Below are 21,965 nucleotides of genomic sequence, written 5' to 3' on the forward strand. Positions count from 1 at the left end.
ACAATTGTAGTGACTTTGGGGACGCTTCAACAGTTTCAGGTCGATTCTACGGAAGGCATCCCCAAAGTCACTACATCTCTGGCAGAGCGTCTAAGATCAAATCTGCGGTGCGCTGACAAACGCCGGGTGGCCCTAGCGCTTCGCGCATTTTGGCGTAGCCCGCCCGCATGGCCTGGCGCGCGGTTTCGCTGTGCAGCAGCTTTAGGGCCGCAGCGGCAATCGCCTCGGGGGTCGCCTGCCACTGCAAAAACTCAGGCACAATGGGCTGGTTGACCACCAAGTTGACCGGCGACACATAGGGCACATCGAACTTCAGCAGGTAGTGGGCAATGCGAGCACTGAGGGGGTGAATGCGGTAGGCCACTACCTGGGGCACGTCCATCAGGGCAATTTCAAGGTTGGCGGTGCCCGACTTGGTGATAGCAACATCGGCAGCAGCGATCGCCCCCTGGCTACCCTCGCTCACCACTCGACCGTTGAGCCCATGGGCGGCTAGCCCCTGCTCAAAACTGGCCTGCAATGCCGGAATCGACACCGGCAGCAAGAACGTGACCTTGGGGCACTGGGCCTGGATGATCTGCGCCGCCTTGAGCAGCACCGGCATCAGGTACTTCACCTCTTGCTGCCGGGACGCGGGCAGCAGCGTCACCACCGGAGTATCCAGCGGTAGACCTAACTGCTGACGAGCGGCGGCCTGGTCGGCGGGGCCGGGATAGCGATCAACTAGGGGGTGGCCGACCCAGGTAGTGTCAGCCCCAAATCGTTGAAAGTAGTCGGCCTCGGCTTTGAAGATAGCCAGCATGCGATCGCTGCACTGCACCAGCTTGCGGGTGTCATTTTCAGAAAAGGCCCACACCCACTGCTGCGGGGCAATGTAGTAGATTACCGGCACCTGGGGATGATGGGTTTTGATGTAGCCGCCCATCACCAGGTTGGGGTTCATGTAGTCGATCAGCACGGCAATATCAGGCGGCTGGGCATCGAGCGCCGCCTTGGCCACCCGCTGCAGACGCAGGGTCGGCACCAGGTAGGGCAGCGCCTCAAAAATACCCACCGAGCCAATGCCTGTGGTTTCGCCCACTAGCTTGGCCCCCGCCTTTGCCATGCGGGGGCCACCCAGGGCTGAGATCTCTAGGGTGAGGTGGCGATCGCGCGCCCGTTGCACCAGCGCCTCAATCAATAGCGCCCCCTGCAAATCGCCCGACACCTCGCCGGTGCTGATAAAAATCCGTCGCCGAGTGAGGTCAGCCATTCCCTACGCGGCTCCCCAGCTACTCATCATCGGTGTGCTTGTTGCGGCGGCGGCCGGGGGTCAATCCGCGGCGATCGGGCTGCTGAGCCGCCCGCAAAAACTCGCTAAAGTGCCGCACCAAGTCGTTCGACTCATCCTGATTGAGCTTGCTCACCGCTTCACTGAGCGATATGCCCGAACGATAGACCAACCGATAGGCCTGCTTCAGTTCACGATAGGCCTGGGGGTCAGCGGTGAGACCCGCTCGCTGCAAGCCGATCTGATTGAGCCCCCGCACCTCAGCCGGATTGCCATTGACCAGGGTAAAGGGCGGCACGTCGCGATCGATGCGGCTGAGCCCGCCAATCATCACCAGCCGCCCAACCCGCACAAACTGGTGAACGCCTACCATGCCGCTAATCCGCGCACCCGACTCCACGTAGACGTGGCCCGCTAGCGCCACTGAGTTGGCGAGAATGACGTGATCCTCAACCACGCAATTGTGGGCCACGTGGGAGTAGGCCATCAGCAGGCAATTGCTGCCCACTAAAGTTACTGCCCCGGCATCGGTGGCCCGGTTAATGGTGACGTACTCCCGAATTAGGTTGTTGTCGCCAACAACCACCCGACTCATCGAGCCGTCGTACTTGAGATCCTGCGACTCCAAACCAATAGCCGCCCCAGGAAAAATTCGGTTTTGGGACCCAATCGTTGTTTGGCCATCAATCACTGCGTGAGCGCCAATTTCGGTGCCAGGGCCAATGCTTACCTGCTCACCGATCACCGCATAAGGGCCGATCTTGACGCTAGGGTGCACCTGAGCACCCTCGTGAACCACTGCTGTGGGATGAATCAGGGTAGTCAATGGCCCGCCTCCAAAACCCAGAGATTGCAACGTAGACACATGGTTTTCCTATTTCCCCTGGGGAGTTGTTGCCGGCTCCACCACAGAGAACATTAGCTCACCTTCGCAGACCAGTTGCCCATCGACCTCAGCTCGACCCCGCATTTTGCCAAACCGCTGCCGCTTTAGGGCCAACAGTTCTACGGTCATTACCAACTGATCCCCAGGCACGACAGGGCGACGAAACCGAACCTTGTCGATGCCGGCAAACACGCACAACCCCTGAACTCCTGGGATCTGCATCAGCACAATGCCCCCCACTTGGGCCATGGCCTCGACAATCAACACCCCCGGCATAATCGGGTGCCCCGGAAAATGTCCCTGAAAGTGAGGCTCGTTGAACGTGACATTTTTGATGCCAATGGCATGCTTAGCTGGAACATAGTCGATGATGCGATCGACTAGGGCAAACGGATAGCGGTGAGGCAGCAGGGCATGGATCTCTTCAGCGCTATAGCTAGTCTTGGGAACCGCCATCGGTTCCGCAGCTGAAGCGGCTTCAACGCCGTCCAAGGCCGTGGTCAGGGGGCTCGATGCAGTTGCGTCAATCACAATAGGTGAGTCAGTACAGTAAGGTGCAGCAGGCAAATATGCCTAGATTGATTTTGCCACTAGAGGGTGCCATAAACGAGAGCCGGTACCAGCGCCGCCGCTAACTCACCGTGGAGATGGTGGCTTGCCTTGTAGGCCACAATATGGGCCGTGGGCAAACTGCCCAACAGGCTCAGATCACCAATCAAGTCCAGCATTTTGTGGCGAGCCGGTTCGTTCTCAAACCGCAGGGGTGGATTCAGCCAGCCCTCTTCACCGCACACTAGAGCATTGTCAAGGCTACCCCCCTGGATCAAACCGCTGGCGCGCAGCTGCTCAATTTGGTGGGCCAAGCCAAAGGTGCGGGCCGGGGCAACGGTGGTGGCAAACCCCTCCAGGCCAAAGGGTTCGGCACTGGGTGACCAGCTAAACCACTGATTGCCAATCGCCGCCACCTCAAAGTCAATGCCGTAGGTAAACCGTGCTACTGAAGCCGGAAAAGCGGCGACAAAGGCATCACCCTGGTGAATTGTCACCGGCTGCTCTAAATGCGCTACAGTGCGAGGTGCCTCAAGCTCTTGCCGCCCCGCCTGGCGAATCGCCTCTACCCATCCCAGGGCTGACCCATCCAGCAAGGGCACCTCTGGGCCAGTAATATCAATGCGAACGTTGTCAATGCCCAACCCCACTAGGGCCGCCAACAGGTGCTCGACCGTGCGTACCGAGGCCTCCCCTTGGCAAAGCTCTGTCGATAGCACAGTTGGGTTTACCGCGGCGAGGCTAGCAGCCACCGAGGGTTGGCTCGGCAGATCGGTGCGAACAAAGAAACGCCCTTGGTCGGGTGCCGCTGGCCTCAAGGTGACCGTGGTTGCAAGGCCCGAATGGAGCCCTATACCCTGCCGGTCTACCACAGTGGCCAAGGTAGTTTGCCTGGCGGCTATGCCCCAGCTTGACTGGGTCGATCGCTCGAAGTCAAGACCTGTTTGCACCATTAAAAGCGCTCTCCAAACCCGAAGTGGATGCGGCCCTCGCCCTGATTGCTAAAGCCGTAGTCAACCCGCAGAGGACCCAGGGGAGTCGAAACCCGTACCCCAGCTCCATAGCCAATGCCGCTGCCGGGCTTACCCCGTGACGGACCAGGGGCACCGGGTACGGCATTGCCGCTGCCCAGGTCACTGCCAACATCTAGGAATAAAGCACCGCCCAAAAACGAAAACAGCGGAAAGCGATATTCGGCGGTGAATTGAGCATAGCTACGTCCACTCCCCACTTCGCCTTCGTCATAACCGCGAATGGAGTTGGTGCCGCCTAGAGTAAACGCCTCATAGGGGGGTAATTCGCCAACAATGGTGCCCGCCTGAAAGTTGAGGGCCAATGCCTGGGGGCCTTCAGCAAAGTTCAGCAGTCTGAGGGGAATGTAGTAGCTGTAGCTTCCCCGCAGCCGATTCATCAAGATGCTGCCCCGTCCTAGGGGCACCGACTGCTCGGTGTTGAGCCGCAGAACGCTGCCGCTGGTGGGGTTGAAGGCATCATTGCGGCGATCGAGAGTAGCACTGACAGGGAATGTCCAGAGGTCATCAACCCCACGACTGCTTGCCGTCAGGGGGTTGCCAGCGGCGTCTACAGCATTGACCCTACCATCGGCATCGCGAGCCGACACGTTTTGAATCAAAGTGCCTACCGCCACCGTCCAACCATTGTCAAAGGGACGACTAAAGGTAATGCCGGTGCCCAGGCGGCGAATGCGCACCTGATCGCCGTTAGCTAGGTTGATGGGGTTAGGGCCGTCCTCAAAATTGAGGTTGTTGGCTGAACGAGCAAAGGCGTTAACAGTGTAGGAAGTCCGGAAAGGATCACCCGCAATCCAAGGGTCCGTAAAGGACACGTCAAACAGAATGTCTCGGGTGCTGAGCTGAGCCTCAGCGCTGAATTTTTGGTTGTTGCCGCCAAAGTTGTCCTGGCGGAAGCTGACTGTGCCGAAGAGATCGCCAGTAAAGTTAAAGCCTAGACCAGCCGCTACAGAACCTGTGTTGCGCTCAGATACGTTGACGATCAGCTTAACTTTGCGAGGGTCGTCTTCGGCAGGTTCTAGCCCGGGTACCACATCCTCAAAAATTCCCAGGCCAAACACCCGCTGAAAATCTTGCTCAATGCGGGCCTGGTTGAACACTTCGCCGGGCTCGGTCTCAAACTCGCGGGTAATGATAAAAGGCCGAGTTCGTCCCCGGACTGGGTTGCCCTCCTCGTCAACAGCCTGACCAAGGTCGTTGATATAACGCACCTCGATGCTTTCAATTACCCCTTCTGCTACCTCTAGGGTGACGACCCCGTCGGGTGAGACCTGGGGAGCAGCAACCACCTGGGCTAGCACGTAACCCTGGTCTTGGTACCACTGGTTGAGCTCTAGAATTCCTTCTTGAAAGTCAATCAGGTTGATGATCTCACCCTTCTGTTCGTCGAAGATATCATCGACGATGGTTTGGGGCAGGACTTCGTTACCCTCCAGCCGCACGTCGGTGAGCACCGGGTTGGGCTGCACCAAGAAGGTGACTCGCACCCCTAAATCAGTGTCTTCGGGCTGGGCATCGACATCGGCGAAGTAACCGGTGGCAAAAATGCTGTTGATGTCTTGCTGAAGCTGGGTACGGGTAGTTGTGCGCCCGGCTTGGGTTTCAATTACGCTGTAGATCAAGTTCTCAAGGGACGGATCGAGTTCGCCTTGATTGGGTTGCACCTGAACTTCGGCGACTAGAACTCGGGGCTCTTCAACCTCTGCGGCTGGTTCTTCAGGAGCTTCTTCAGCAGGCTCGTCGGCTTCCTCATCGGCGGGTGTGGCTTCAGGAGTCTCGGGTTGCTCTTGCGTGGGGGCTGGCTGGGGCTGGCTACGGCGCTGCACGGCTCCATCTAGGATGCGCTGGGCCTCTTCGGGGCTGATTTCGCGCTGGGTGCTCGGAGTTTGAGCCAGCTGAGCACTCTCTAGCTGGGCCCTCTGTTCAACACTAGACTCTGAGCTAGTGGCGGGCGAGAGGGCAGTGGCAGCATCTGCGGCGGCCTCACCTTCAATAGAACGGTAGCCGTCGATCGCACTCTGGAGGTTTTCGGCGACTGGGCTAGGGCCGAGGTCGGGCTGAACCTGGTCAAAGTCGATAGTGCTGGCGGGATCGGAGATACCTATAACAGGCTCAGCCAGGGCATCAGCACTTTGGCTATAGCCTGGTTCGAGGGTCTCCGAGGGTTCAGCTGCGGAGGAATCTGCCTGCACGACAAATTCTGGGGCGACTGGATCGGCGTGGGCCGGGGCAGCAATCAGCCCTACCAGCCCAGAGGTGGCCAACACGGCCAATAAATAATTAGGAGAAACCCGCATCTAAACACACCTGCTAAACACGTCCACACACCAATCAAGGACCCTCTCCCGGGCTGAGAGCCAGGGAAAACTGCCCTGGGCGGGCCACTGCCCCCACAATCGGACAAATTCTACCGCATTGATGGTGCTAATTCTTGGCCGATTGTGCCGCCACCTTTTCTAGCACACGCTGGTAAGCTGCTTCGACTTGGCCCAGATCTTGCCGAAAGCGATCTTTGTCGAGCACCCGTTGAGCTTCGTCGTCGGTGGTTTGATCCCATAGACGGCAGGTGTCAGGGCTAATTTCGTCGCCCAGCAAAATCTGCTGTTGGGTATCGAGGCCAAACTCCAGCTTGAAGTCAACCAGGGTGATAGCGCAACCCATGAAGAAATCCGTCAGGATTTGATTGATTCTGAGGGCAAGACGGCGCAGAGTGGCGATCTGTTCCTCACTGGCGATTGCCATGGCGCGAATGCGATCGCCCGTCAGCAGCGGATCACCCAGTGCGTCGTCCTTATAATAGAACTCCACCAGCGGCGGATCGAGGCGCTGGCCTAGGGGCAGACCGGTCTGCTTGCAGAGGCTGCCCGCCGCCAAATTTCTAACGACGACTTCGAGGGGAATGATCTGGAGGGCTTTGACCCGCATGGTGCGATCGCCCGTCGTTTCTAACCAGTGGGTCTCAATGCCTGCTGCCTCAAGCTGCTTAAACAGATAGGTGGAGATAGCGCAGTTGATCTGCCCCTTACCGACTATCTGGCCCTTCTTTTGGGCATTAAAAGCGGTAGCGTCGTCTTTAAAGTAGGTCAGCATCACTGCCGGGTCGTCGGTGGCGTAGATAATTTTGGCCTTGCCTTCGTAGAGTTTTTCGCCAAAAGATTCACCAGGGGCCATAGTCGTGGGGCGGTATCAGGGACATCCCATACTAGCGTCCTCGGGGGTGGATAGGTGGATGGGTAGATGGGTGAATGAGCTAGTTCTACTTTCTACTCATCCACTCCCCTACTCGCTACCCATCCACTCCCTTACTCCCCCGTCGCGCTGTACCCTTAGTTAAGTAACTGTCACCATCGCGCAACGCTCCATGGCCACCATCAACGACAACTATCTCAAGCTTAAAGCGGGCTACCTATTCCCCGAAATTGCTCGCCGGGTCAGCGCCTTTGCCGAGGCCAACCCCGACGCTCCGATTATTAAGCTGGGCATTGGCGATGTGACTGAGCCCCTGCCCGAAGCCTGCCGCACCGCCATGGTCAAAGCGGTGGAAGACATGGGCGATCGCACCTCCTTCCACGGCTACGGCCCTGAGCAGGGCTATCTCTGGCTGCGCGAAAAAATTGCCCAGCACGACTTTCAAAGCCGAGGCTGCGACATTGATGCCAGCGAAATCTTTATCTCCGACGGCTCCAAGTGCGACTGCGGAAATATTCTCGATATTTTTGGCAGCAACAACTCCATCGCCGTCACCGACCCGGTCTACCCCGTCTATGTCGACACTAATGTGATGGCAGGCCACACCGGCCCCGCCAACGAAAACGGCGAGTACGGCGGCCTCACCTACCTGCCGATCAGCGCCGCCAATGCCTTCACCGCCAGCATCCCCCACGAAAAAGTAGATCTGATCTACCTTTGCTTCCCCAACAACCCCACCGGGGCGGTCGCCAGCAAAGAGCATTTGCAAGCCTGGGTCAACTACGCCCGCGCCCACGGCTCAATCATTCTGTTTGATGCTGCCTACGAAGGCTTTATCACCGACCCCACCATTCCCCACTCCATCTATGAGATTGAGGGAGCGCGAGAATGTGCGATCGAATTTCGCTCTTTCTCTAAGAATGCAGGCTTCACCGGCACCCGCTGCGCTCTGACGGTAGTGCCCAAAACCCTGATGGGCAAAGCCGACGACGGCACCGAAGTTGCCCTCCACGGCCTGTGGAACCGCCGCCAATCCACCAAGTTCAATGGCGTCTCCTACATCGTGCAGCGCGGGGCCGAGGCGGTTTACTCTCCTGAAGGTCAGGCTCAAACCAAAGCCCTAATCGACTTTTATATGGAGAACGCTCGCATTATTCGCGAGCAGCTCACCGCCGCGGGCATTGCCGTCTACGGCGGCGTCAACGCTCCCTATGTATGGGTGAAAACCCCCAACGACCTGAGCAGCTGGGACTTTTTCGATAAGCTGCTGCACACCTGCCATGTAGTCGGCACCCCTGGCTCGGGCTTTGGGGCCGCAGGCGAAGGTTACTTCCGCATCTCAGCCTTCAACAGCCGCGACAACGTGAACGAAGCCATGCGCCGCGTCACTGAGAAATTCCGAGTGTAGGACAAATCAATGAGGCTTCTGTCGGGTGGGCAGTGCCCACTAGCTAGCCTTTTGACCCAATCAAACCTCCTTTAGAGCACCGCTAAGGAAAACTTCCATGCTCACCATCGCGCTACCTAAGGGCGGCATGCTCAAAGACAGCATTCGCCTACTACAAGCTGTTGGCCTCGACTTTAGCCTGTTCCTCGACAGCGCTAATCGCCAGCTGCAAATTACCGACGCCTCGGGCCAGGCGACAGGGCTACTGGTGCGCGCCCAGGATGTGCCCGTCTATGTGGAATACGGTCAAGCGCAGCTCGGCATGGTCGGCTACGACGTACTGCGCGAGAAAAAGCCCGCTGTAGCCCACTTGGCTGACTTAGGTTTTGGCGGCTGTCGTCTGTCGGTGGCCGTCAAAACCACCAGCCCCTATCGCTCGGCCCTAGATTTGCCCGCCCACAGCCGAGTCGCCTCTAAGTACGTCAACTGCGCCCGCGACTACTTTCAAAGCCTGGATCTACCGGTGGAAATTGTGCCCCTCTACGGCTCGGTGGAGCTGGGACCTATTACGGGCATGTCCGAGGCGATCGTCGATCTAGTTTCGACGGGCAAAACCCTGAAGGAAAACAACCTGATGGAGCTAGAGGTGCTCTACCACAGCACTGCCCGACTGATTGCCCACCCGCTAAGCTATCGGGTCAACCCCTACGGTCTAAAGGATTTGATCGATCGGGTGCGCACCCAGGCAGAGGCGGTGACCGTGTAGGAAGTCTCGCTTGATAGGTTAGTTTCAAAAACCGCAAAGCCCTCTGTCTTTTCGACAGAGGGCTTTGTGTAATGCAACGAGCGATGGAAACCTGACCGGCGATCGCACCTCATTCAGCTGAGCGGCTTGTAGGTTAGCAGCGATACTACAACAAAGGCCATTAGCCCCAACAGCGGCCTAGTCAGGCTATTATCAACCCCAAATATCGTCGGCATCAGCGTAAACATCAAGCGATCGCCCGGTAGGATGTAAAACATCGCACTCTAAAAGCTGCCGTCATGTTTATCGACTACATCACCCTCATGCTGATCAACATGGTGGCCGGGCTGGTGCTGCTAGCCGACTTTGTCTATCACGGGCTAGATGGGGCCAACCTGAAACGGTGGATACCAGGCTTTGGGCTGGTGGGGGCGATCGCCCTAGTCACTGGCCTGCACATGGTCTTAACCTGGCCCGTGCCGAGCAGCTTCAACATTTCCTTTGGCGAAACCACAGTGCTGTTTGGGGGGCTTTATTTGGCCACTGCGATCGCGATCGCTCAGGGCTGGGATTTGCTTTCGCTGGCAGTCTACGCTTTTTTTGCCGGCCTTACCGCAGTCGTCATAGGGGCACGCATCATTAATCTGGGTCAAACCCAACAGCCATTAGTAGCTGGGCTAGGCTTTATTCTGACAGGATTAGGCGGGGTACTGGCAGCCCCTACCCTGGTGTACCTGCGTGGCAACAAAGGCTGGCGCATCCTGGGGACTGTAGTCCTGCTGGTGGCAGCGCTGGTATGGGCATTTGTTGGCTTTCTAGGCTACTGGGGCCATCTAGACGTTTTCAGCGATTGGCAGCCTCCCCTGATGCGAGGCGAGCCTTAGCAATCTTGCAAACCGCAGCTCTAGCTACCAGAACGACTTTAAAAGAAAGCTTTGCCTAAGCTGTGGGCAAAGCAGCGAAAGAGAGCGGCAAAAGCGCCTCCATCCCAGGAACAGCAAGTCCAGGGTAGACTTTCATGGCTCTAGGCTTAATCTTTGTTTACAATCAAGACAAGCCCTTAGCCCATCCTGCCATGCTGCTTCAGCCCAATCAGCGCACTAAGCTCGACGAGTCTAGCGACACCGCTTTCTACGATGCGCCCCGCTTCGTAACCCATGTAGACGATGGCTTCATTCAGCAGCTCACGGATCTCTACCGTGAACGTTTGACCCCCAACAGCCGTGTCTTCGACATGATGAGCAGCTGGGTCTCACACCTGCCCAAAGATATGGTTTTTGAGTGGGTTGAAGGCCATGGCCTAAACGCCGAAGAGCTGGCCAAAAATCCCCGCCTCAACCACTATTTCGTGCAAAATCTCAACGAAAACCCAAAGCTGCCGCTGGATGACCAGTCCTTTGATGCAGTGCTCAATACGGTGTCGGTGCAGTATCTCCAGCAGCCTGAGGTGGTGTTTGGCGAAATCTACCGCATTCTCAAGCCGGGCGGCGTTGCCATTGTTAGCTTCTCAAACCGCATGTTTTACCAGAAGGCGATCGCCGCCTGGCGCGACGGCAGCGAAACCCGTCGGGTCAATCTGGTCAAAGGTTATTTTGGCTCTGTACCCGGCTTTAGCAACCCAGAAGTAGTGACTCACACCCCCAGCGTTCCCGCCATTCTGCAAATGCTCGGTATGCCCGGCGGTGACCCCTTCTATGCCGTCATTGCCGAACGGATGGAACCGCTGGTCTAGCTAGCCCTGGACTCGGTGTCAAAGGTTTCAGACTAAGCGCCAAACAGCACGAGGGTGCGATCGCTAATTGCTTGCAGATTGCGGCTCAGGTCGTTGCGGATATGCCGCTCGATCAGTGCCACTGGCATCGCCCGGGGAGGCCGAATCACCAGATCATAGCCTAGGCAAACTGCCTCACCAGCGGCATCTTTCACTGGTTCTAGCGTCCACTTGCCCTCAAACTGGCGAAAGTCACCCTCCACCATAGTAAAGCGCAGTTCCTTCGGGAAGGCCTCGACCATATCCAGCACCACACGGGCGCAAAACTTGATGTTGAGAAAGCACTGGGAGCCGATCTGCTCCAGTCGAATGCCACCGTTAGGATGGCTCAACCGCTGACTGTGGGAGAGATTGGGGATAAAGCTCGACAGGTTGTTGTAGTCTGTCAGCACCTGCCAAACCTGATCGGCCGTAGCAGGAATCTGGGTTGACGCCAAAATACGGCGCTGCTGTCCCTCCAGCTTCTCGGTGTGGATGGTGACACCTGGTGCCTGCGCAGAAACCTCAGCACCTAGGAGCGCTGGTTCAAAGTTGGGGATTTCGGGGGTTGTCGCAGTCATGGGTCAAAACCAGCCGTTAAGGGTGTAGTTTGGCCAGGCCACCACGCCTGTGCCCAGAATACCAGCAAAATTTACTGGCATGGTGTTGCCCCGATGAATTGTTGCCCTATGAATTAGGGATAGATTTGTCATGGCGTTCAAACTCAAGGGTAAAACAGGTTTGCCAGAGTTGGGCGTCGATTGGCTGGCTCGACACCTTTATAGTGCCCCCCAGTTGCTCCACAAGCCCACGGGCTAGGGCAAGGCCGGTACCGGTACCAGCAATGCCATCTTTGGTGGCCTTGGAACCTCGCCGAAACTTGTCAAAAACATGGGGCAAGTCCTCTGCCTCAATGGCCGCCCCCAAATTACTAACTTGCAGAGTGACCCGTCCCTCTTGGGCCTGGTTGTCAGCTAGGGCAAAGGTCACAACCGTTTTTGGGGTTGAATACTTGCGGGCGTTGCTCACCAGCTCTTTCAACACTTTGGTCAGCCGCTCTGGGTCGGTGGCTAGCAATACCGGCTTAGACGGTAGCTGTAGTGCCAGCGTTAGCTGAGCCTGGTGAAACTGTTCCTGAGACTGTTTGGCCAAATCCGTGAGCAACTGCCCTAAATCTGTAGATTGGCGAACTTCTGCAGGGGCCTTAGACTCCAGAGTTTGCAGCATCAGCAGGTCGTTCACCAAGTTGATTTCGCGGGTGCACTGCTGTTCCAAAATATCCAAATACATGGCCGATCGCTCCGGGGTGAGATCGGGGCGGCGCAGCATGCGAATAGCCAACATCATGCTGGTGAGGGGGGTGCGTAGCTCGTGGTTAAGGGTGCTGAGAAAGTCTTCTTTGAGGTAGTTGAGATAGCGCAGCTGCTCGGTGTTGCGCTGGGCTTGCCCTTGAAGGTAATGCTGATGGAAAGCGATCGCGCCTATGCTGGCCAAGTTAGCTTGGGCGGTAGGCTCCACGCTCTGCCCCCCAGCTCCCAGCAGTAGCATCGCGCCCTGCAGCCCTGCCCCATCCACGGCAATGGCGGTGCAGTGCGCAATGGTGCGTAGCCAGGTAGGTGTCTCTGCTTCATTCCGCAACAGCGCTGCCAGCCCCTTCTGCCAAGACAGCCGAGCTTTGCCTGCCGCTTGGTCAATGGTTTGTTGAATGAGTTCTGATGCCACTTGGCGCTGCCGATCTGGGGTCGAGCCGCTTTTGGCATCACCAAGTTGGTGGTTAACAGAGGTTCTCCCCTGGCGCCAACAGGTGTAAGTCAGCCCGTGGTCAGGATAGTGGCAGAGCAGTAGGCAAGCCCCTGCTCCCAAATGGGTGCCCAGCACCTCCGCCAAAGACGGCAAGATGTCGGGCTCGTTGAGCGTAGCAGCTAGGGCGTGAACCAAGGGCCAGGTTTCGCGCCCTTCACAAAGATGGGTAGAGGTAGACGCTAACCCCTCGGGAGGGCGAGCCTGGAACAAAACTGTCGGATTTTCCGAAGCCATGGGCAATCGTCCAGCGAAGTATTCCTAACCTCCTGAGTCGGGGGTGGGGCTTGGGCTAGCCTGACCTCACCCTCGACTACTCCTAGCCTATCTACTAGCCTGCAAGGCAGTATCCGTGAATACGCCAATTTTTTGATCGCCTTCGCTCCGTAAGATCCGCAATCTCTACCGCGATGGCCGAAGGCTGGTCCTTGATCATCGCAAGGTTCAGCGCTACATCTTCTTCACAGGCCGATGACGTTGCCTCTACCCTAATCGTCAGCAGGACATTAGTATTAATGAAGTCAACGCTGGGGATGGCTAGACTTTTGCTACCCTGGCAAAAATTCCTTTCCTAGCGGGTTCCTATGGCACGGTCAAAGCAACCTTCGGCTTCTCCAGTAATTGGCACCGTTAAGGGGCCGGGGGAAAACGGCAACCAGTATGTGTTCATTACCGCCGACAACCGTCAGGTCAAAATCGGTGAGTTTGTCTACTACACCGTCGATCTAGCGGATATCCCCAGCGCCCAGATTCTAGGAAAGATCTCCGATCGCCGCCTGATCGACCACCTGCCCGATCGCATCTTTGCTGACCCTGATATCAACCCTGAGGCGATCGCGGCCCTGGTTGGCTTCGCCCATCCCAATCCTGAAATCTACGAGGTCACTGTCGATGTGGTGGGTCATTTTCACCCTGCCCTAGGCTTTATGAACCCTCGCATCGCCCCCGATCCAGGGGCCAAGGTCTGTCTAGCCGACGACGAAAGCCTGCGCCAGATTATTAATAAGAAACAACCCAAAGAGGTGGGCTCTGCCGAAATCGGCTCCTTACTGCTGCGTCCCGGCGGGCGGGTGCCCGTAACGCTGGATGTGAAAGAGCTGGTGAGTACCCACATGGCGATCTTGGCGGGCACTGGCTCGGGCAAAAGCTACACGGCGGGGGTACTGATTGAAGAATTGCTCAGCCCCTACAACCGGGCGGCGGTGCTGATCTTTGACCCCCACGGCGAGTATGGCACCCTAGCCGACATGCGCGGCCACCCCAGCTTTGCCAGCGACGACGGCTACAGCCCTGAGGTCAAGCTGCTTACCCCTGACGACATTCGCATTCGAATGTCGTCACTGGATTACTACGACATTCTCACCCTGCTGCCCGATATGAGCGATCGCCAGCAGGCAATTCTCAACAAAGCCTTTAGCCTGTTGGGCAAGCACAAATTTGGCGAACACCGCTGGGATGTGCAGGATCTGATCTCGGCTTGCTACGAGTCAGACCGCACCACCGACGACGAGGGCAACGAGAAAACCGGCTCGTCGGCTCCAGCCCTGGAGTGGAAGCTGGGCAAACTGGAGCGATCGGACTACTTCCACCGCATGGAGCACCTGGCCCCAAAGGATCTGTTCGCCCCCGGCCAAGTTACCGTGCTGCAAATGAACGAGATCAGCCAAGAGGAGCAGCAGGTGATCTGCGCTGCTGTACTGCGCCAAAGCTACCAGGCTCGCATCAACACCGCCAAAGATAAAATTTCTGCTGATGACGAAAATTACCTGCCCTACCCAGTGTTCATTTTGATCGAAGAGGCCCACCGCTTTGCCCCAGCCAATGAACCGGCCCGTTGCAAACAGGTGCTGCGCACCATTCTCAGCGAGGGCCGCAAGTTTGGTATGGGCGTAGGGTTAATTACCCAGCGCCCCGGCAAGCTCGACTCCGACGTGCTCAGCCAGTGCATGAGCCAGTTCCTCATGCGTATCGTCAACCCAGTGGATCAGGACAGCCTCAAGTATGGGGTTGAAGCCGCTGGGCGCGATCTATTAAAAGAATTGCCGTCCCTGACCAAGGGCCAGGTGATTGTCTCGGGAGCCTGCGTCAATACTCCGGTGCTCTGCCAGGTGCGCAAGCGATTGACCAAGCACGGCGGCGAAACTATGAATGCTCCAGAGGCCTGGCTCAGCCACTTTCAAGGCCACCGTCAGCAGGCCCGCCAGCTAGAAAAAGCCGCTCCTGCTAGCACTGGCAAAAAGGCCGAAACCTTCAGTGGTGTGAGTATTGAGTAGACATTAGCCAGCAACCTAGGTGTTAAGCAAACGCTTAGGTTGTGAACTGAATCAATCCCGCCCACTGAGGGCGCGGGCAGTTTCGCGGGATTCTTGCTTGCGCTTGAGGCTTTCGCGCTTGTCGTGGAGCTTTTTACCCTTGGCTAGGGCGATGGTAGCTTTGACCCACCCCCGCTGGAGATAGAGCTTAAGCGGCACCAGGGTAAGCCCCTTTTGCTCGACTTTACCGATCAGCTTGCGAATTTCATCGCGGTGCAGCAGCAGTTTGCGGGTGCGCTTGGCCTCGTGGTTGTAGGCCTTGTTGGTCATGGTGTGGGGCGAAATATGCACGTTGTGCAGCCACAGCTCCCCGTCTTTGATTAGGGCATAGCCATCGCGCAGGTTAACCTTACCCTGGCGAATTGACTTTACCTCTGAACCCATCAGCTCTAATCCAGCTTCATAGGTTTCAAGAATTTCGTACTCATGACGGGCCTGGCGGTTGTCGCTAACAATTTTGTATCCATCACTTGAATCGGCCACGGTGTGTCCTCCTATTCCACCACCACCCGCCATTCGTGCAGTTCATACTCGACACAGTGATGCTGAATCAGTGGGTCGGCAGCCACAATGGCGCGGGCTTCATCGATAGAATTGGCCCGAAATAACAGCATACCACCCCCATATTCGGCCCAGTAACCGCTCTTAGCGGCATGGCCTTGGGAAATAAGACCTTTGACGTAGGCTACGTGGGCTGGTACATGCTGGTCAAAGATGGCTTTGTTAACGACACCTTTTTCGATTTTAACGAACCAGGGCATAGCAGAAAGTTTGTCTTACAGCTGGCCTAGGGTAGATCGACTTGGAGATCGTCATCGCTACCCAGATGGATAGTTTTTACCCAACGCAGTCGCTTGGGCCGTACCGACAGGCGCATCGTCATGGTAGCGATGACCAGTAGCCAGTGCAGCATGTACAGGTTACCCCACAAGGTTTGTAGACCACTCACCCAAACGGGCTGTTGCCGAATACGTCGCAACCCGCAAAACATACCCACTATGGACAGCGTCAGCACCAGGCTCGATACGGGCAAGAACAGCGGCATGCGGTGGCGCAGCATGGCCATGGCAAAGTCGGGCAGAGCCACCGCAGGCAGGCCGTACTGAATCACCCAAAAGGCTGCCATGTCAAAGGTTTTGGCCGGAGGCAAGCGGTGCTGGGTAATTAGCCGCCAGTAGTCAAGGTAGCGCTGGTAGCCCCCTTCAGCCCAGCGGTTGCGCTGGTGCCAGAGGGCCAGAGGTCGCTCAACCCCCTCTTCGCCCACGGCGGGATGCAGCAAAAACTGAATCTCCCAACCGCTGAAGTGCAGGCGTAGGGTTAAATCGAGGTCGTCGGTAATGGTTTCTTCGTTCCAGCCACCGCACTGAGCTAGGGCAGCCCGCCGCACAAACTGGCCGTTACCCCGCAGTTCGCCGATACCGCCGAGGCTAATGCGCTGCTGCTGAAAATAGCTATCAAGGGCCATTTCGGCTTGCTGACCACGGGTCCAAAGATTTTTAGCTCGGTTGACCACAGCTTTCTGTAGCTGCACAGCACCAACCTCAGCTTGGTCAAACAAGGGTACTAGGTGGCGCAGTAGGTCTTTGGGCACACGGGCATCGGCATCAAATACGCCAATGATGTCGCCTTTGGTATTAGGCCATACCTGGTTAAGTGCCCCTGACTTACCCCCGCTGGACCCAGCGGGGCGGCGCAGTATCCGCAGCTGGGGATAACGGGTGGTGAGTTTTTGCAGACGCTGATGGGTGCCGTCGGTGCTGTTGTCGTCGATGATCCAGACCTCATATCGGCAGGCGGGATACTCCAGCTGGCAAAGGGCTGCAACCAAGGGTTCTATGACGGTTTCTTCGTTTTTAGCAGCCACCAGAAGAGAGACGTAGGGCCAAGCGTCCCAGGGGGAGCTTGCGATCGCCGCAGATCGACCTTCAACAATCGCATCACCACCGTGAGAGACCTCTTGGGTGATCGAGGGCAGCGGCGGCGGCGGCAGCAAAGGTCTGCCCCACAAAATTCGCAGCGCGTGGGTGATGAGAATGGCCGTTAACCCTAGCACTACCCAACTGCCCCAAGAGACTAGGTGCAGCACAACGGTAAGGCCCCACAGCACACTCAAGGTCAGAGCCGCCTTGGAACGCCGACCGGCAAATCCCGGAAAATCTTCGATTTCCAAATCTTTGATCGGAGTGTGGAAGCGCCTAGGGGAAGAGCGTCCGGGAAAATCAACCATGAACTCAGAGTAGGGATCACAACAAAAAACGACGGTGGCTAGACCACATCACGGATCAGCACCTCATGCCAAGTACGGCCTAGGTCTATCATCCTCGATTTTGCGGAAAATTTTAGTGATACACCCAATACCATCCTGGGGAATGCTAGTTCTAGGTCGCGTCATCGTTAGCAACCCGGCAAGGTAAGTATCCAGTATCCTAAGCATCTAACCTCGATGACCGTCCGAATATTCGTTTGTTGAAATTTGACCTAAGGCCAGACCCATGAGTTTGACGTTTGAGGCAATTCAGCCCGCAGGCAAGCAGGATATCAGCGTTTACATGCCCTATTACCAGGGCAATAAGCGTAACGCGCTGCCTTACGCCATTTCTCTATATAAACAGGGCAATCTGGAGGGGGAGCGACAAATTGAGGGGAGCGATAGTATTGCCTTTGTAGCTACCTGGAATGTGTCTGTACTACCGGCAGACTTGACCCGTTGTCGCATGCAGTTTGAAGGTGATAGCGATCTCAGCTACGAAATTACGATGGCGACCTTTGAGTTTGTGGATTTTTTGTTTGACGTGATTGTGGCGCTGCGCCAAAAGCGCCCAGCAGATTTTTCCCAAGGGTTTTATCGCAAGCTGTTGCGATTGGATGAGTAGGGTAACCGCAAGGCCAGTGAGGTTCTAGGGATAGGTTGAGCGGAGGGGCAGTGAGATGCCTAACGCTGACATCCCTATAAGGTGGCAGAATGGGGGTGGTGCTGTGCCCACTGGCCTGGTTGACTAGGGTGCTCTGTAGTCGTTGGGGTCGGGGAGCAGTGCATTACCCCATGGAGGACTTGTGGCGTGCCCAGTTCAGCAAAGCGTTTGGTGATTGGTTCAACCGAGTCGTATAGCGGCAAATCGGCAATTTTACTGGGTGTTGGGCTCCAGCTTCAGGGGTTGGGCATGGATGTTGGGTTTGGTAAACCCATGGGCAACTCGACCAACGGGGATGGAAAGGATCCGGATCTAGACTTCATTGTTGACACGCTAGGGCTGTCAGCGGCGCGATTTTACCCTCCGGCTATTTCGTTGACCGAAGCTACTGTGGCCGATCGCCTAGCGCTGAACGGTCAGCCTCCAGCAAGCTACAGCTTGCTGGACTATACCGAGCAGCGGGGCGAAGACTTACTGCTGCTGGAAGGGCCTGGCAATCTCACTGAGGGGACGCTGCTGAACCTGTCTGTGGCCCACATTGCTGCCGATATTGACGCCGCGGTGCTGTTAGTGACGCGCTACGATTCGCTGCTGCTGGTCGATCGCCTGCTGGCTGCTAAGGCTCAGCTGGGGTCGCACCTGATTGGAGTGATTATTAACGATGTGCCTACGGATGCGGTAAAGGCCTGCGCTGAGCTGGCCCGTCCCTTCTTAGAAAACCAGGGAATTCCGGTGCTGGCGGTGCTGCCGCGCTCGCCCATTATGCGCAGCATTACCGTGCGCGAGATTGTCGCTCGGCTTGATGCTGAGGTGCTGTGCTGCTCTAACCGCCTTGACCTAATGGTGGAGACTCTCACCATCGGAGCCATGAACGTGAACTCAGCCCTGCGGTATTTCCGCAAAGCCACCAACATGGCGGTGGTGACCGGGGGCGATCGCACCGACATCCAGTTTGCGGCGTTGGAAACCTCTACCCAGTGTTTGGTGCTAACGGGCCAAATTCCCCCTTCCCGGGAGATCTTAGAGCGCGCCTCAGACTTGGAAGTACCGATTGTCTCCGTTGACTCTGACACCTTGTCTACGGTGGAGCGCATTGACGAGCTGTTTGGCCAAGTGCGCCTGCATGAGCCTATTAAGGTACAGTGCATTCAAGAGTTGGTAGCTACCAACTTTGACCTAGACCGTCTGCTGCACTTGCTCGAGCTCAAACTGCCGGTTTCGGCCACCTGAGGTCTGCTGACCTGGGGACAGAGTGTAGCCTAACCCGGTTGGTCTGATACAATGAAGCGCGTTATTCTCGCATTCGGTGCAGCCTTTGAGTCAGTCCATGGAAGCGTCGCTCGAATCCGCTAAAGTCGACACGTTTTTGCAGGAACTTGCGGCTATTCAACAGTCAGGTTCCAAGCGGGTGGCTATTTTGGGGTCGCGCCATGTGCCGATTACCCACCAGCAACTCATCGAGCTGATGACCTATGCGCTGGCCCTCGGGGGTAATCGCATCATCACCTCGGGGGCGACTGGCACCAACTCCGCCGCCATTAAGGGAGCAATGCAGGCCGATCCCAACCTGCTCACTGTAATTTTGCCCCAGAGCCTAGAACGCCAGCCTCGCGAGTCGCGCGATCAGCTAGAGCAGGTCATGCACCTGGTCGAGAACCCGGCCAACGATGCCATGTCTCTGGCAGAGGCGAGTTCGCTGTGCAACCAGGAGATTATTTCTCGCTGTCAACAGCTAGTCTGCTTTGCCTTTCACGACAGCCATACTCTGCTGAAAACCTGCCAGGATGCGGAAGACCAGCGCAAGATTGTGACGCTGTTTTACTTCGACTAACGATTGGAGTTACAGCAAAAAAGTTATTGAGGACAATAATTCATGGCATCTTTGCTGTCTATGCCGGGGTTTTTGCTGGTTAGCATTGGGCTGGCAGCTTTGCTAGTCTATCTACCCTTTCTAGTCGTGGGCTACGGGCGGTTTGCGGTGGGCTACGACCAGACCGCCCCTCGGACCATGCTGGCCAAGTTGCCCCCCTATGCACAGCGGGCTACCTGGGCCCACGAAAATGCCTTTGAATCAATGATTTTATTTGCCCCGGCGGCGCTGATGGCCTATGTCACCCAACAGCAGTCAGGGCTGGCGTTGGGGGCCGCGATCGCCTACCTCGCTGCCCGCACTCTGTACCCGGTGGCCTACATTGCGAATGTGCCGCTCGGGCGATCGCTGATGTTTGGGGTCGCCAACCTGAGCACCTTCACCCTCTATGTCTTGAGCTGTCGGTCGGCCTTGATGTAGTCTGTTGGTGCGCAGATACTCAACGGTACCTATGGCTTCTAGCTTTTCCTTTGATATCGTCAGCGATTTCGACCGCCAAGAACTGGTCAACGCCCTTGACCAAACCCGGCGGGATGTGATCAGTCGTTACGACCTGAAAGACACTAAAACCTCCATTGAGTTGGCGGACAGCACCATCACCATCGAAACCGCCAGCGACATGACCCTGGACGCGGTCAAAGATTTGTTGTATCAGAAAGCAGCCAAGCGCAATCTTTCCCTCAAGATCTTTGAGTTCGGTGATGTGGAAGCAGCCAGCGGCACCCGCGTACGCCAGACCATCACCCTCAAAAAGGGCATCGAGCAGGAGATGGGTAAGCAGATTACTAAGCTGATCCGCGACAACCTCAAAAAGGTGACCGCTGCGATTCAAGGGGATGCGGTGCGGGTTACTGGCAAGTCTAAGGATGACCTGCAACAGGCGATGCAGCTAGTAAAGCAGGAAGACTGGCCCGTGGCGGTGCAGTTTACCAACTATCGGTAGAAACCATTGGTAGGGCGATCGCCCCGCACCCCCTGGGCACGCTAAAGAATGCTGCCCAGGGAGCATCCTGCCATGACCGCCGAACTTACCAAGACCGAACTGGGCACCCTGGGTGAAACCCTAGTGGCCAACTGGCTAACGACCCAGGGCTGGCGACAGTGCGATCGCCAGTGGCACTGTCCCTGGGGCGAGCTCGATCTGGTAATGGCCTGGGGATCCGCTAACCCCAGCGGTCAGCTCACCTTTGTCGAAGTCAAAACTCGCAGCCAGGGCAACTGGGATGCCTACGGCCTGATGGCAATTACCCGCAGTAAGCAGGCCAAACTTTGGAGAGCTGCCCAGCTCTACTTGCTCAAGCATCCCCAGTGGGCCGAGGCCACCTGCCGATTTGACGTGGCCCTGGTGGCCTGCCGCCGTGGTCAGCAACCGCCAACCAACCCTGCCAAGCACCTTTCAGTGGATGATGTTCGCTATCTAACGCTGCAAGACTACATCGAAAATGCCTTTGACGTGCCCAGTTGCTAAAGACCGTAGGATTAGCAAAACCGGGATTCTTAAGTAAATAATAATGCCCCATTAACAGCATTCGAGCATTCATAGTCTAAGCTGCTATATAGAGGTATAGTCGTTGTCCTGCCTCTATCCCTAGCGTCTGCATCCAGCCAGTGGGCTAGAGCAGGCTGCCTACCGTACTTCCCAGTTCGCTGTTTCTCTGGGAATGCCCTATGACCAAGTTTGCAATTTACGTCTGCCCGACCGGAAGCCTAGCCGAGCAGATCAAGCGGTTCTTAGCCGAGCACAGAGAGACAGCAGCCCCCCTTCAGCAAGGCCCAGATGCCTGCTGCTTGCTAATTGAAGGCTTTGAAGAACAGTCTGGTGCGGCCCCGATCTATACCCGCAGCCTCGATCGCGCCTACAACCGCGGCCTAAAAGCGCGCCCCACTCCGGTGGTGACCCTAGAAGGTCTAGTAGTCAAACCCGACTGGAGTGGTCTGGCGATTACCTCTCCTTGGCTGAAGCAGGTGATGGTGAATTTTGCCTGCACCGTGAAGTCGCCCACCCGCAAAATGCCTCTCCGCATTCAGGATGAGCTGGGTTTACCCCTGGCCTATGGCTCTAACCGCAAAGACAATAAGGCCATAGTTACCCAGGCAAAAGCAGCCATTGACTGGAAAACTCCCACCCAGTGGGAAATGCGGTTTTACCAGCAGCTGACCAATCAAAGCTGGAAATGCCATAGCAGCTGGGATCTAGGTGAAAGCCAGCCTGCGGTTCTAGAAGCCTCGGTAAACTAGAGAAGAGATACGCTCCATAGCCCTTG

24 protein-coding genes are annotated in these 21,965 nt (G+C 56.7%); 12 read left to right on the top strand and 12 right to left on the bottom strand.

Going from position 1 to position 21,965, the window contains the following annotated elements; all coding sequences use genetic code 11:
- Positions 1 to 70 precede the first annotated feature (70 nt).
- The 6 genes from lpxB to purC form a co-directional block, all read right to left on the bottom strand.
- Positions 71 to 1,252, bottom strand: a complete 1,182-nt coding sequence (gene lpxB / locus H6F59_RS15525) for a lipid-A-disaccharide synthase (RefSeq protein ID WP_190701794.1) — start codon at positions 1,250 to 1,252, stop codon at positions 71 to 73.
- A gap of 19 nt (positions 1,253 to 1,271) precedes the next feature.
- Positions 1,272 to 2,096, bottom strand: a complete 825-nt coding sequence (gene lpxA, locus H6F59_RS15530; RefSeq protein ID WP_190702165.1) for an acyl-ACP--UDP-N-acetylglucosamine O-acyltransferase — start codon at positions 2,094 to 2,096, stop codon at positions 1,272 to 1,274.
- Between the two features lie 48 nt (positions 2,097 to 2,144).
- Positions 2,145 to 2,612: a 3-hydroxyacyl-ACP dehydratase FabZ gene (gene fabZ / locus H6F59_RS15535; protein WP_190702168.1), complete on the bottom strand. Its 468-nt coding sequence runs from the start codon at positions 2,610 to 2,612 to the stop codon at positions 2,145 to 2,147.
- Between the two features lie 134 nt (positions 2,613 to 2,746).
- A complete protein-coding gene (gene lpxC, locus H6F59_RS15540) occupies positions 2,747 to 3,658 on the bottom strand; it encodes a UDP-3-O-acyl-N-acetylglucosamine deacetylase (RefSeq protein ID WP_190701797.1) in 912 nt (303 codons plus the stop codon).
- Positions 3,658 to 6,033 carry a BamA/TamA family outer membrane protein gene (locus H6F59_RS15545; RefSeq protein WP_190701801.1) on the bottom strand — a complete coding sequence of 792 codons (2,376 nt, stop codon included), beginning with the start codon at positions 6,031 to 6,033 and terminating at the stop codon, positions 3,658 to 3,660. Before H6F59_RS15545 ends, lpxC begins: the two co-directional genes overlap by 1 nt.
- A gap of 127 nt (positions 6,034 to 6,160) precedes the next feature.
- On the bottom strand, positions 6,161 to 6,907 hold the full coding sequence (gene purC / locus H6F59_RS15550; protein ID WP_190701804.1) for a phosphoribosylaminoimidazolesuccinocarboxamide synthase: 747 nt from the start codon (positions 6,905 to 6,907) through the stop codon (positions 6,161 to 6,163).
- A gap of 190 nt (positions 6,908 to 7,097) precedes the next feature.
- Here purC and H6F59_RS15555 point away from each other — a divergent pair, with 190 nt between their 5' ends.
- Both H6F59_RS15555 and hisG read left to right on the top strand, forming a co-directional pair.
- Positions 7,098 to 8,333: an LL-diaminopimelate aminotransferase gene (locus H6F59_RS15555; RefSeq protein WP_190701807.1), complete on the top strand. Its 1,236-nt coding sequence runs from the start codon at positions 7,098 to 7,100 to the stop codon at positions 8,331 to 8,333.
- A gap of 97 nt (positions 8,334 to 8,430) precedes the next feature.
- A complete protein-coding gene (hisG, locus tag H6F59_RS15560; RefSeq protein WP_190514598.1) occupies positions 8,431 to 9,078 on the top strand; it encodes an ATP phosphoribosyltransferase in 648 nt (215 codons plus the stop codon).
- 113 nt (positions 9,079 to 9,191) lie between these two features.
- Here the strand turns inward: hisG and H6F59_RS15565 are convergent, their stop codons facing one another.
- Positions 9,192 to 9,335: a hypothetical protein gene (locus H6F59_RS15565; RefSeq protein WP_190701810.1), complete on the bottom strand. Its 144-nt coding sequence runs from the start codon at positions 9,333 to 9,335 to the stop codon at positions 9,192 to 9,194.
- 21 nt (positions 9,336 to 9,356) lie between these two features.
- On the opposite strand from H6F59_RS15565, the gene H6F59_RS15570 reads away from it, so the two are divergent.
- Both H6F59_RS15570 and H6F59_RS15575 read left to right on the top strand, forming a co-directional pair.
- Positions 9,357 to 9,941, top strand: a complete 585-nt coding sequence (locus tag H6F59_RS15570) for a DUF981 family protein (RefSeq protein ID WP_190701813.1) — start codon at positions 9,357 to 9,359, stop codon at positions 9,939 to 9,941.
- A 191-nt stretch (positions 9,942 to 10,132) separates the two neighbouring features.
- Entirely contained in the window at positions 10,133 to 10,789 is a 657-nt protein-coding gene (locus H6F59_RS15575) for a class I SAM-dependent methyltransferase (protein ID WP_190702172.1), read from the top strand.
- 32 nt (positions 10,790 to 10,821) lie between these two features.
- Here H6F59_RS15575 and H6F59_RS15580 read toward each other — a convergent pair whose 3' ends face one another.
- Both H6F59_RS15580 and H6F59_RS15585 read right to left on the bottom strand, forming a co-directional pair.
- Complete coding sequence (locus H6F59_RS15580) at positions 10,822 to 11,388, bottom strand: SRPBCC family protein (RefSeq protein WP_190701816.1); 567 nt, start codon at positions 11,386 to 11,388, stop codon at positions 10,822 to 10,824.
- A 106-nt stretch (positions 11,389 to 11,494) separates the two neighbouring features.
- Positions 11,495 to 12,844 (bottom strand): sensor histidine kinase KdpD, encoded by a 1,350-nt coding sequence (locus H6F59_RS15585; RefSeq protein WP_190701819.1) that lies wholly within the window; start codon positions 12,842 to 12,844, stop codon positions 11,495 to 11,497.
- 347 nt (positions 12,845 to 13,191) lie between these two features.
- Between H6F59_RS15585 and H6F59_RS15590 the strand changes: the two genes are divergently transcribed.
- Entirely contained in the window at positions 13,192 to 14,880 is a 1,689-nt protein-coding gene (locus H6F59_RS15590) for an ATP-binding protein (RefSeq protein ID WP_190701832.1), read from the top strand.
- A 51-nt stretch (positions 14,881 to 14,931) separates the two neighbouring features.
- Here the strand turns inward: H6F59_RS15590 and smpB are convergent, their stop codons facing one another.
- Genes smpB through H6F59_RS15605 form a run of 3 tightly spaced genes read right to left on the bottom strand, consistent with a single transcriptional unit; the run spans position 14,932 to position 17,146 of the window.
- Entirely contained in the window at positions 14,932 to 15,402 is a 471-nt protein-coding gene (gene smpB, locus H6F59_RS15595; RefSeq protein ID WP_073606786.1) for an SsrA-binding protein SmpB, read from the bottom strand.
- Between the two features lie 11 nt (positions 15,403 to 15,413).
- On the bottom strand, positions 15,414 to 15,680 hold the full coding sequence (locus H6F59_RS15600; RefSeq protein WP_190701834.1) for a YciI family protein: 267 nt from the start codon (positions 15,678 to 15,680) through the stop codon (positions 15,414 to 15,416).
- A gap of 26 nt (positions 15,681 to 15,706) precedes the next feature.
- The gene (locus H6F59_RS15605) at positions 15,707 to 17,146 is read right to left on the bottom strand and encodes a glycosyltransferase family 2 protein (RefSeq protein ID WP_190701836.1); all 1,440 of its coding nucleotides are present in this window, start codon (positions 17,144 to 17,146) and stop codon (positions 15,707 to 15,709) included.
- Positions 17,147 to 17,417: 271 nt separating this feature from the next.
- Between H6F59_RS15605 and ebsA the strand changes: the two genes are divergently transcribed.
- From ebsA to H6F59_RS15640, 7 genes are all read left to right on the top strand, one after another.
- Positions 17,418 to 17,792 (top strand): type IV pilus biogenesis protein EbsA, encoded by a 375-nt coding sequence (ebsA, locus tag H6F59_RS15610; RefSeq protein ID WP_190514903.1) that lies wholly within the window; start codon positions 17,418 to 17,420, stop codon positions 17,790 to 17,792.
- A 186-nt stretch (positions 17,793 to 17,978) separates the two neighbouring features.
- Positions 17,979 to 19,061 carry a DRTGG domain-containing protein gene (locus tag H6F59_RS15615; RefSeq protein WP_190701838.1) on the top strand — a complete coding sequence of 361 codons (1,083 nt, stop codon included), beginning with the start codon at positions 17,979 to 17,981 and terminating at the stop codon, positions 19,059 to 19,061.
- 97 nt (positions 19,062 to 19,158) lie between these two features.
- Entirely contained in the window at positions 19,159 to 19,662 is a 504-nt protein-coding gene (locus H6F59_RS15620; protein WP_190514589.1) for a DNA-processing protein DprA, read from the top strand.
- Positions 19,663 to 19,704: 42 nt separating this feature from the next.
- The gene (locus H6F59_RS15625; protein ID WP_242021491.1) at positions 19,705 to 20,121 is read left to right on the top strand and encodes an MAPEG family protein; all 417 of its coding nucleotides are present in this window, start codon (positions 19,705 to 19,707) and stop codon (positions 20,119 to 20,121) included.
- Between the two features lie 31 nt (positions 20,122 to 20,152).
- Positions 20,153 to 20,644 (top strand): YajQ family cyclic di-GMP-binding protein, encoded by a 492-nt coding sequence (locus H6F59_RS15630; RefSeq protein ID WP_190701841.1) that lies wholly within the window; start codon positions 20,153 to 20,155, stop codon positions 20,642 to 20,644.
- 72 nt (positions 20,645 to 20,716) lie between these two features.
- Positions 20,717 to 21,169: a YraN family protein gene (locus H6F59_RS15635; RefSeq protein ID WP_190701843.1), complete on the top strand. Its 453-nt coding sequence runs from the start codon at positions 20,717 to 20,719 to the stop codon at positions 21,167 to 21,169.
- Between the two features lie 200 nt (positions 21,170 to 21,369).
- Entirely contained in the window at positions 21,370 to 21,939 is a 570-nt protein-coding gene (locus H6F59_RS15640; RefSeq protein ID WP_190701845.1) for a hypothetical protein, read from the top strand.
- The last annotated feature ends 26 nt before the right edge of the window (positions 21,940 to 21,965 follow it).

This window comes from Nodosilinea sp. FACHB-141 (assembly GCF_014696135.1).
Classification (GTDB): domain Bacteria; phylum Cyanobacteriota; class Cyanobacteriia; order Phormidesmidales; family Phormidesmidaceae; genus Nodosilinea.

Bases quoted from the DNA above. Each gene is read 5' to 3' on its own strand.
- lpxB (WP_190701794.1), bottom strand. From the start codon at position 1,252: ATGGCTGACCTCACTCGGCGACGGATTTTTATCAGCACCGGCGAGGTG.
- fabZ (WP_190702168.1), bottom strand. From the start codon at position 2,612: ATGGCGGTTCCCAAGACTAGCTATAGCGCTGAAGAGATCCATGCCCTG.
- lpxC (WP_190701797.1), bottom strand. From the start codon at position 3,658: ATGGTGCAAACAGGTCTTGACTTCGAGCGATCGACCCAGTCAAGCTGG.
- H6F59_RS15545 (WP_190701801.1), bottom strand. From the start codon at position 6,033: ATGCGGGTTTCTCCTAATTATTTATTGGCCGTGTTGGCCACCTCTGGG.
- purC (WP_190701804.1), bottom strand. From the start codon at position 6,907: ATGGCCCCTGGTGAATCTTTTGGCGAAAAACTCTACGAAGGCAAGGCC.
- H6F59_RS15555 (WP_190701807.1), top strand. From the start codon at position 7,098: ATGGCCACCATCAACGACAACTATCTCAAGCTTAAAGCGGGCTACCTA.
- hisG (WP_190514598.1), top strand. From the start codon at position 8,431: ATGCTCACCATCGCGCTACCTAAGGGCGGCATGCTCAAAGACAGCATT.
- H6F59_RS15565 (WP_190701810.1), bottom strand. From the start codon at position 9,335: ATGTTTTACATCCTACCGGGCGATCGCTTGATGTTTACGCTGATGCCG.
- H6F59_RS15570 (WP_190701813.1), top strand. From the start codon at position 9,357: ATGTTTATCGACTACATCACCCTCATGCTGATCAACATGGTGGCCGGG.
- H6F59_RS15575 (WP_190702172.1), top strand. From the start codon at position 10,133: ATGCTGCTTCAGCCCAATCAGCGCACTAAGCTCGACGAGTCTAGCGAC.
- H6F59_RS15580 (WP_190701816.1), bottom strand. From the start codon at position 11,388: ATGACTGCGACAACCCCCGAAATCCCCAACTTTGAACCAGCGCTCCTA.
- H6F59_RS15585 (WP_190701819.1), bottom strand. From the start codon at position 12,844: ATGGCTTCGGAAAATCCGACAGTTTTGTTCCAGGCTCGCCCTCCCGAG.
- H6F59_RS15590 (WP_190701832.1), top strand. From the start codon at position 13,192: ATGGCACGGTCAAAGCAACCTTCGGCTTCTCCAGTAATTGGCACCGTT.
- H6F59_RS15600 (WP_190701834.1), bottom strand. From the start codon at position 15,680: ATGCCCTGGTTCGTTAAAATCGAAAAAGGTGTCGTTAACAAAGCCATC.
- H6F59_RS15605 (WP_190701836.1), bottom strand. From the start codon at position 17,146: ATGGTTGATTTTCCCGGACGCTCTTCCCCTAGGCGCTTCCACACTCCG.
- H6F59_RS15620 (WP_190514589.1), top strand. From the start codon at position 19,159: ATGGAAGCGTCGCTCGAATCCGCTAAAGTCGACACGTTTTTGCAGGAA.
- H6F59_RS15625 (WP_242021491.1), top strand. From the start codon at position 19,705: ATGGCATCTTTGCTGTCTATGCCGGGGTTTTTGCTGGTTAGCATTGGG.
- H6F59_RS15630 (WP_190701841.1), top strand. From the start codon at position 20,153: ATGGCTTCTAGCTTTTCCTTTGATATCGTCAGCGATTTCGACCGCCAA.
- H6F59_RS15635 (WP_190701843.1), top strand. From the start codon at position 20,717: ATGACCGCCGAACTTACCAAGACCGAACTGGGCACCCTGGGTGAAACC.
- H6F59_RS15640 (WP_190701845.1), top strand. From the start codon at position 21,370: ATGACCAAGTTTGCAATTTACGTCTGCCCGACCGGAAGCCTAGCCGAG.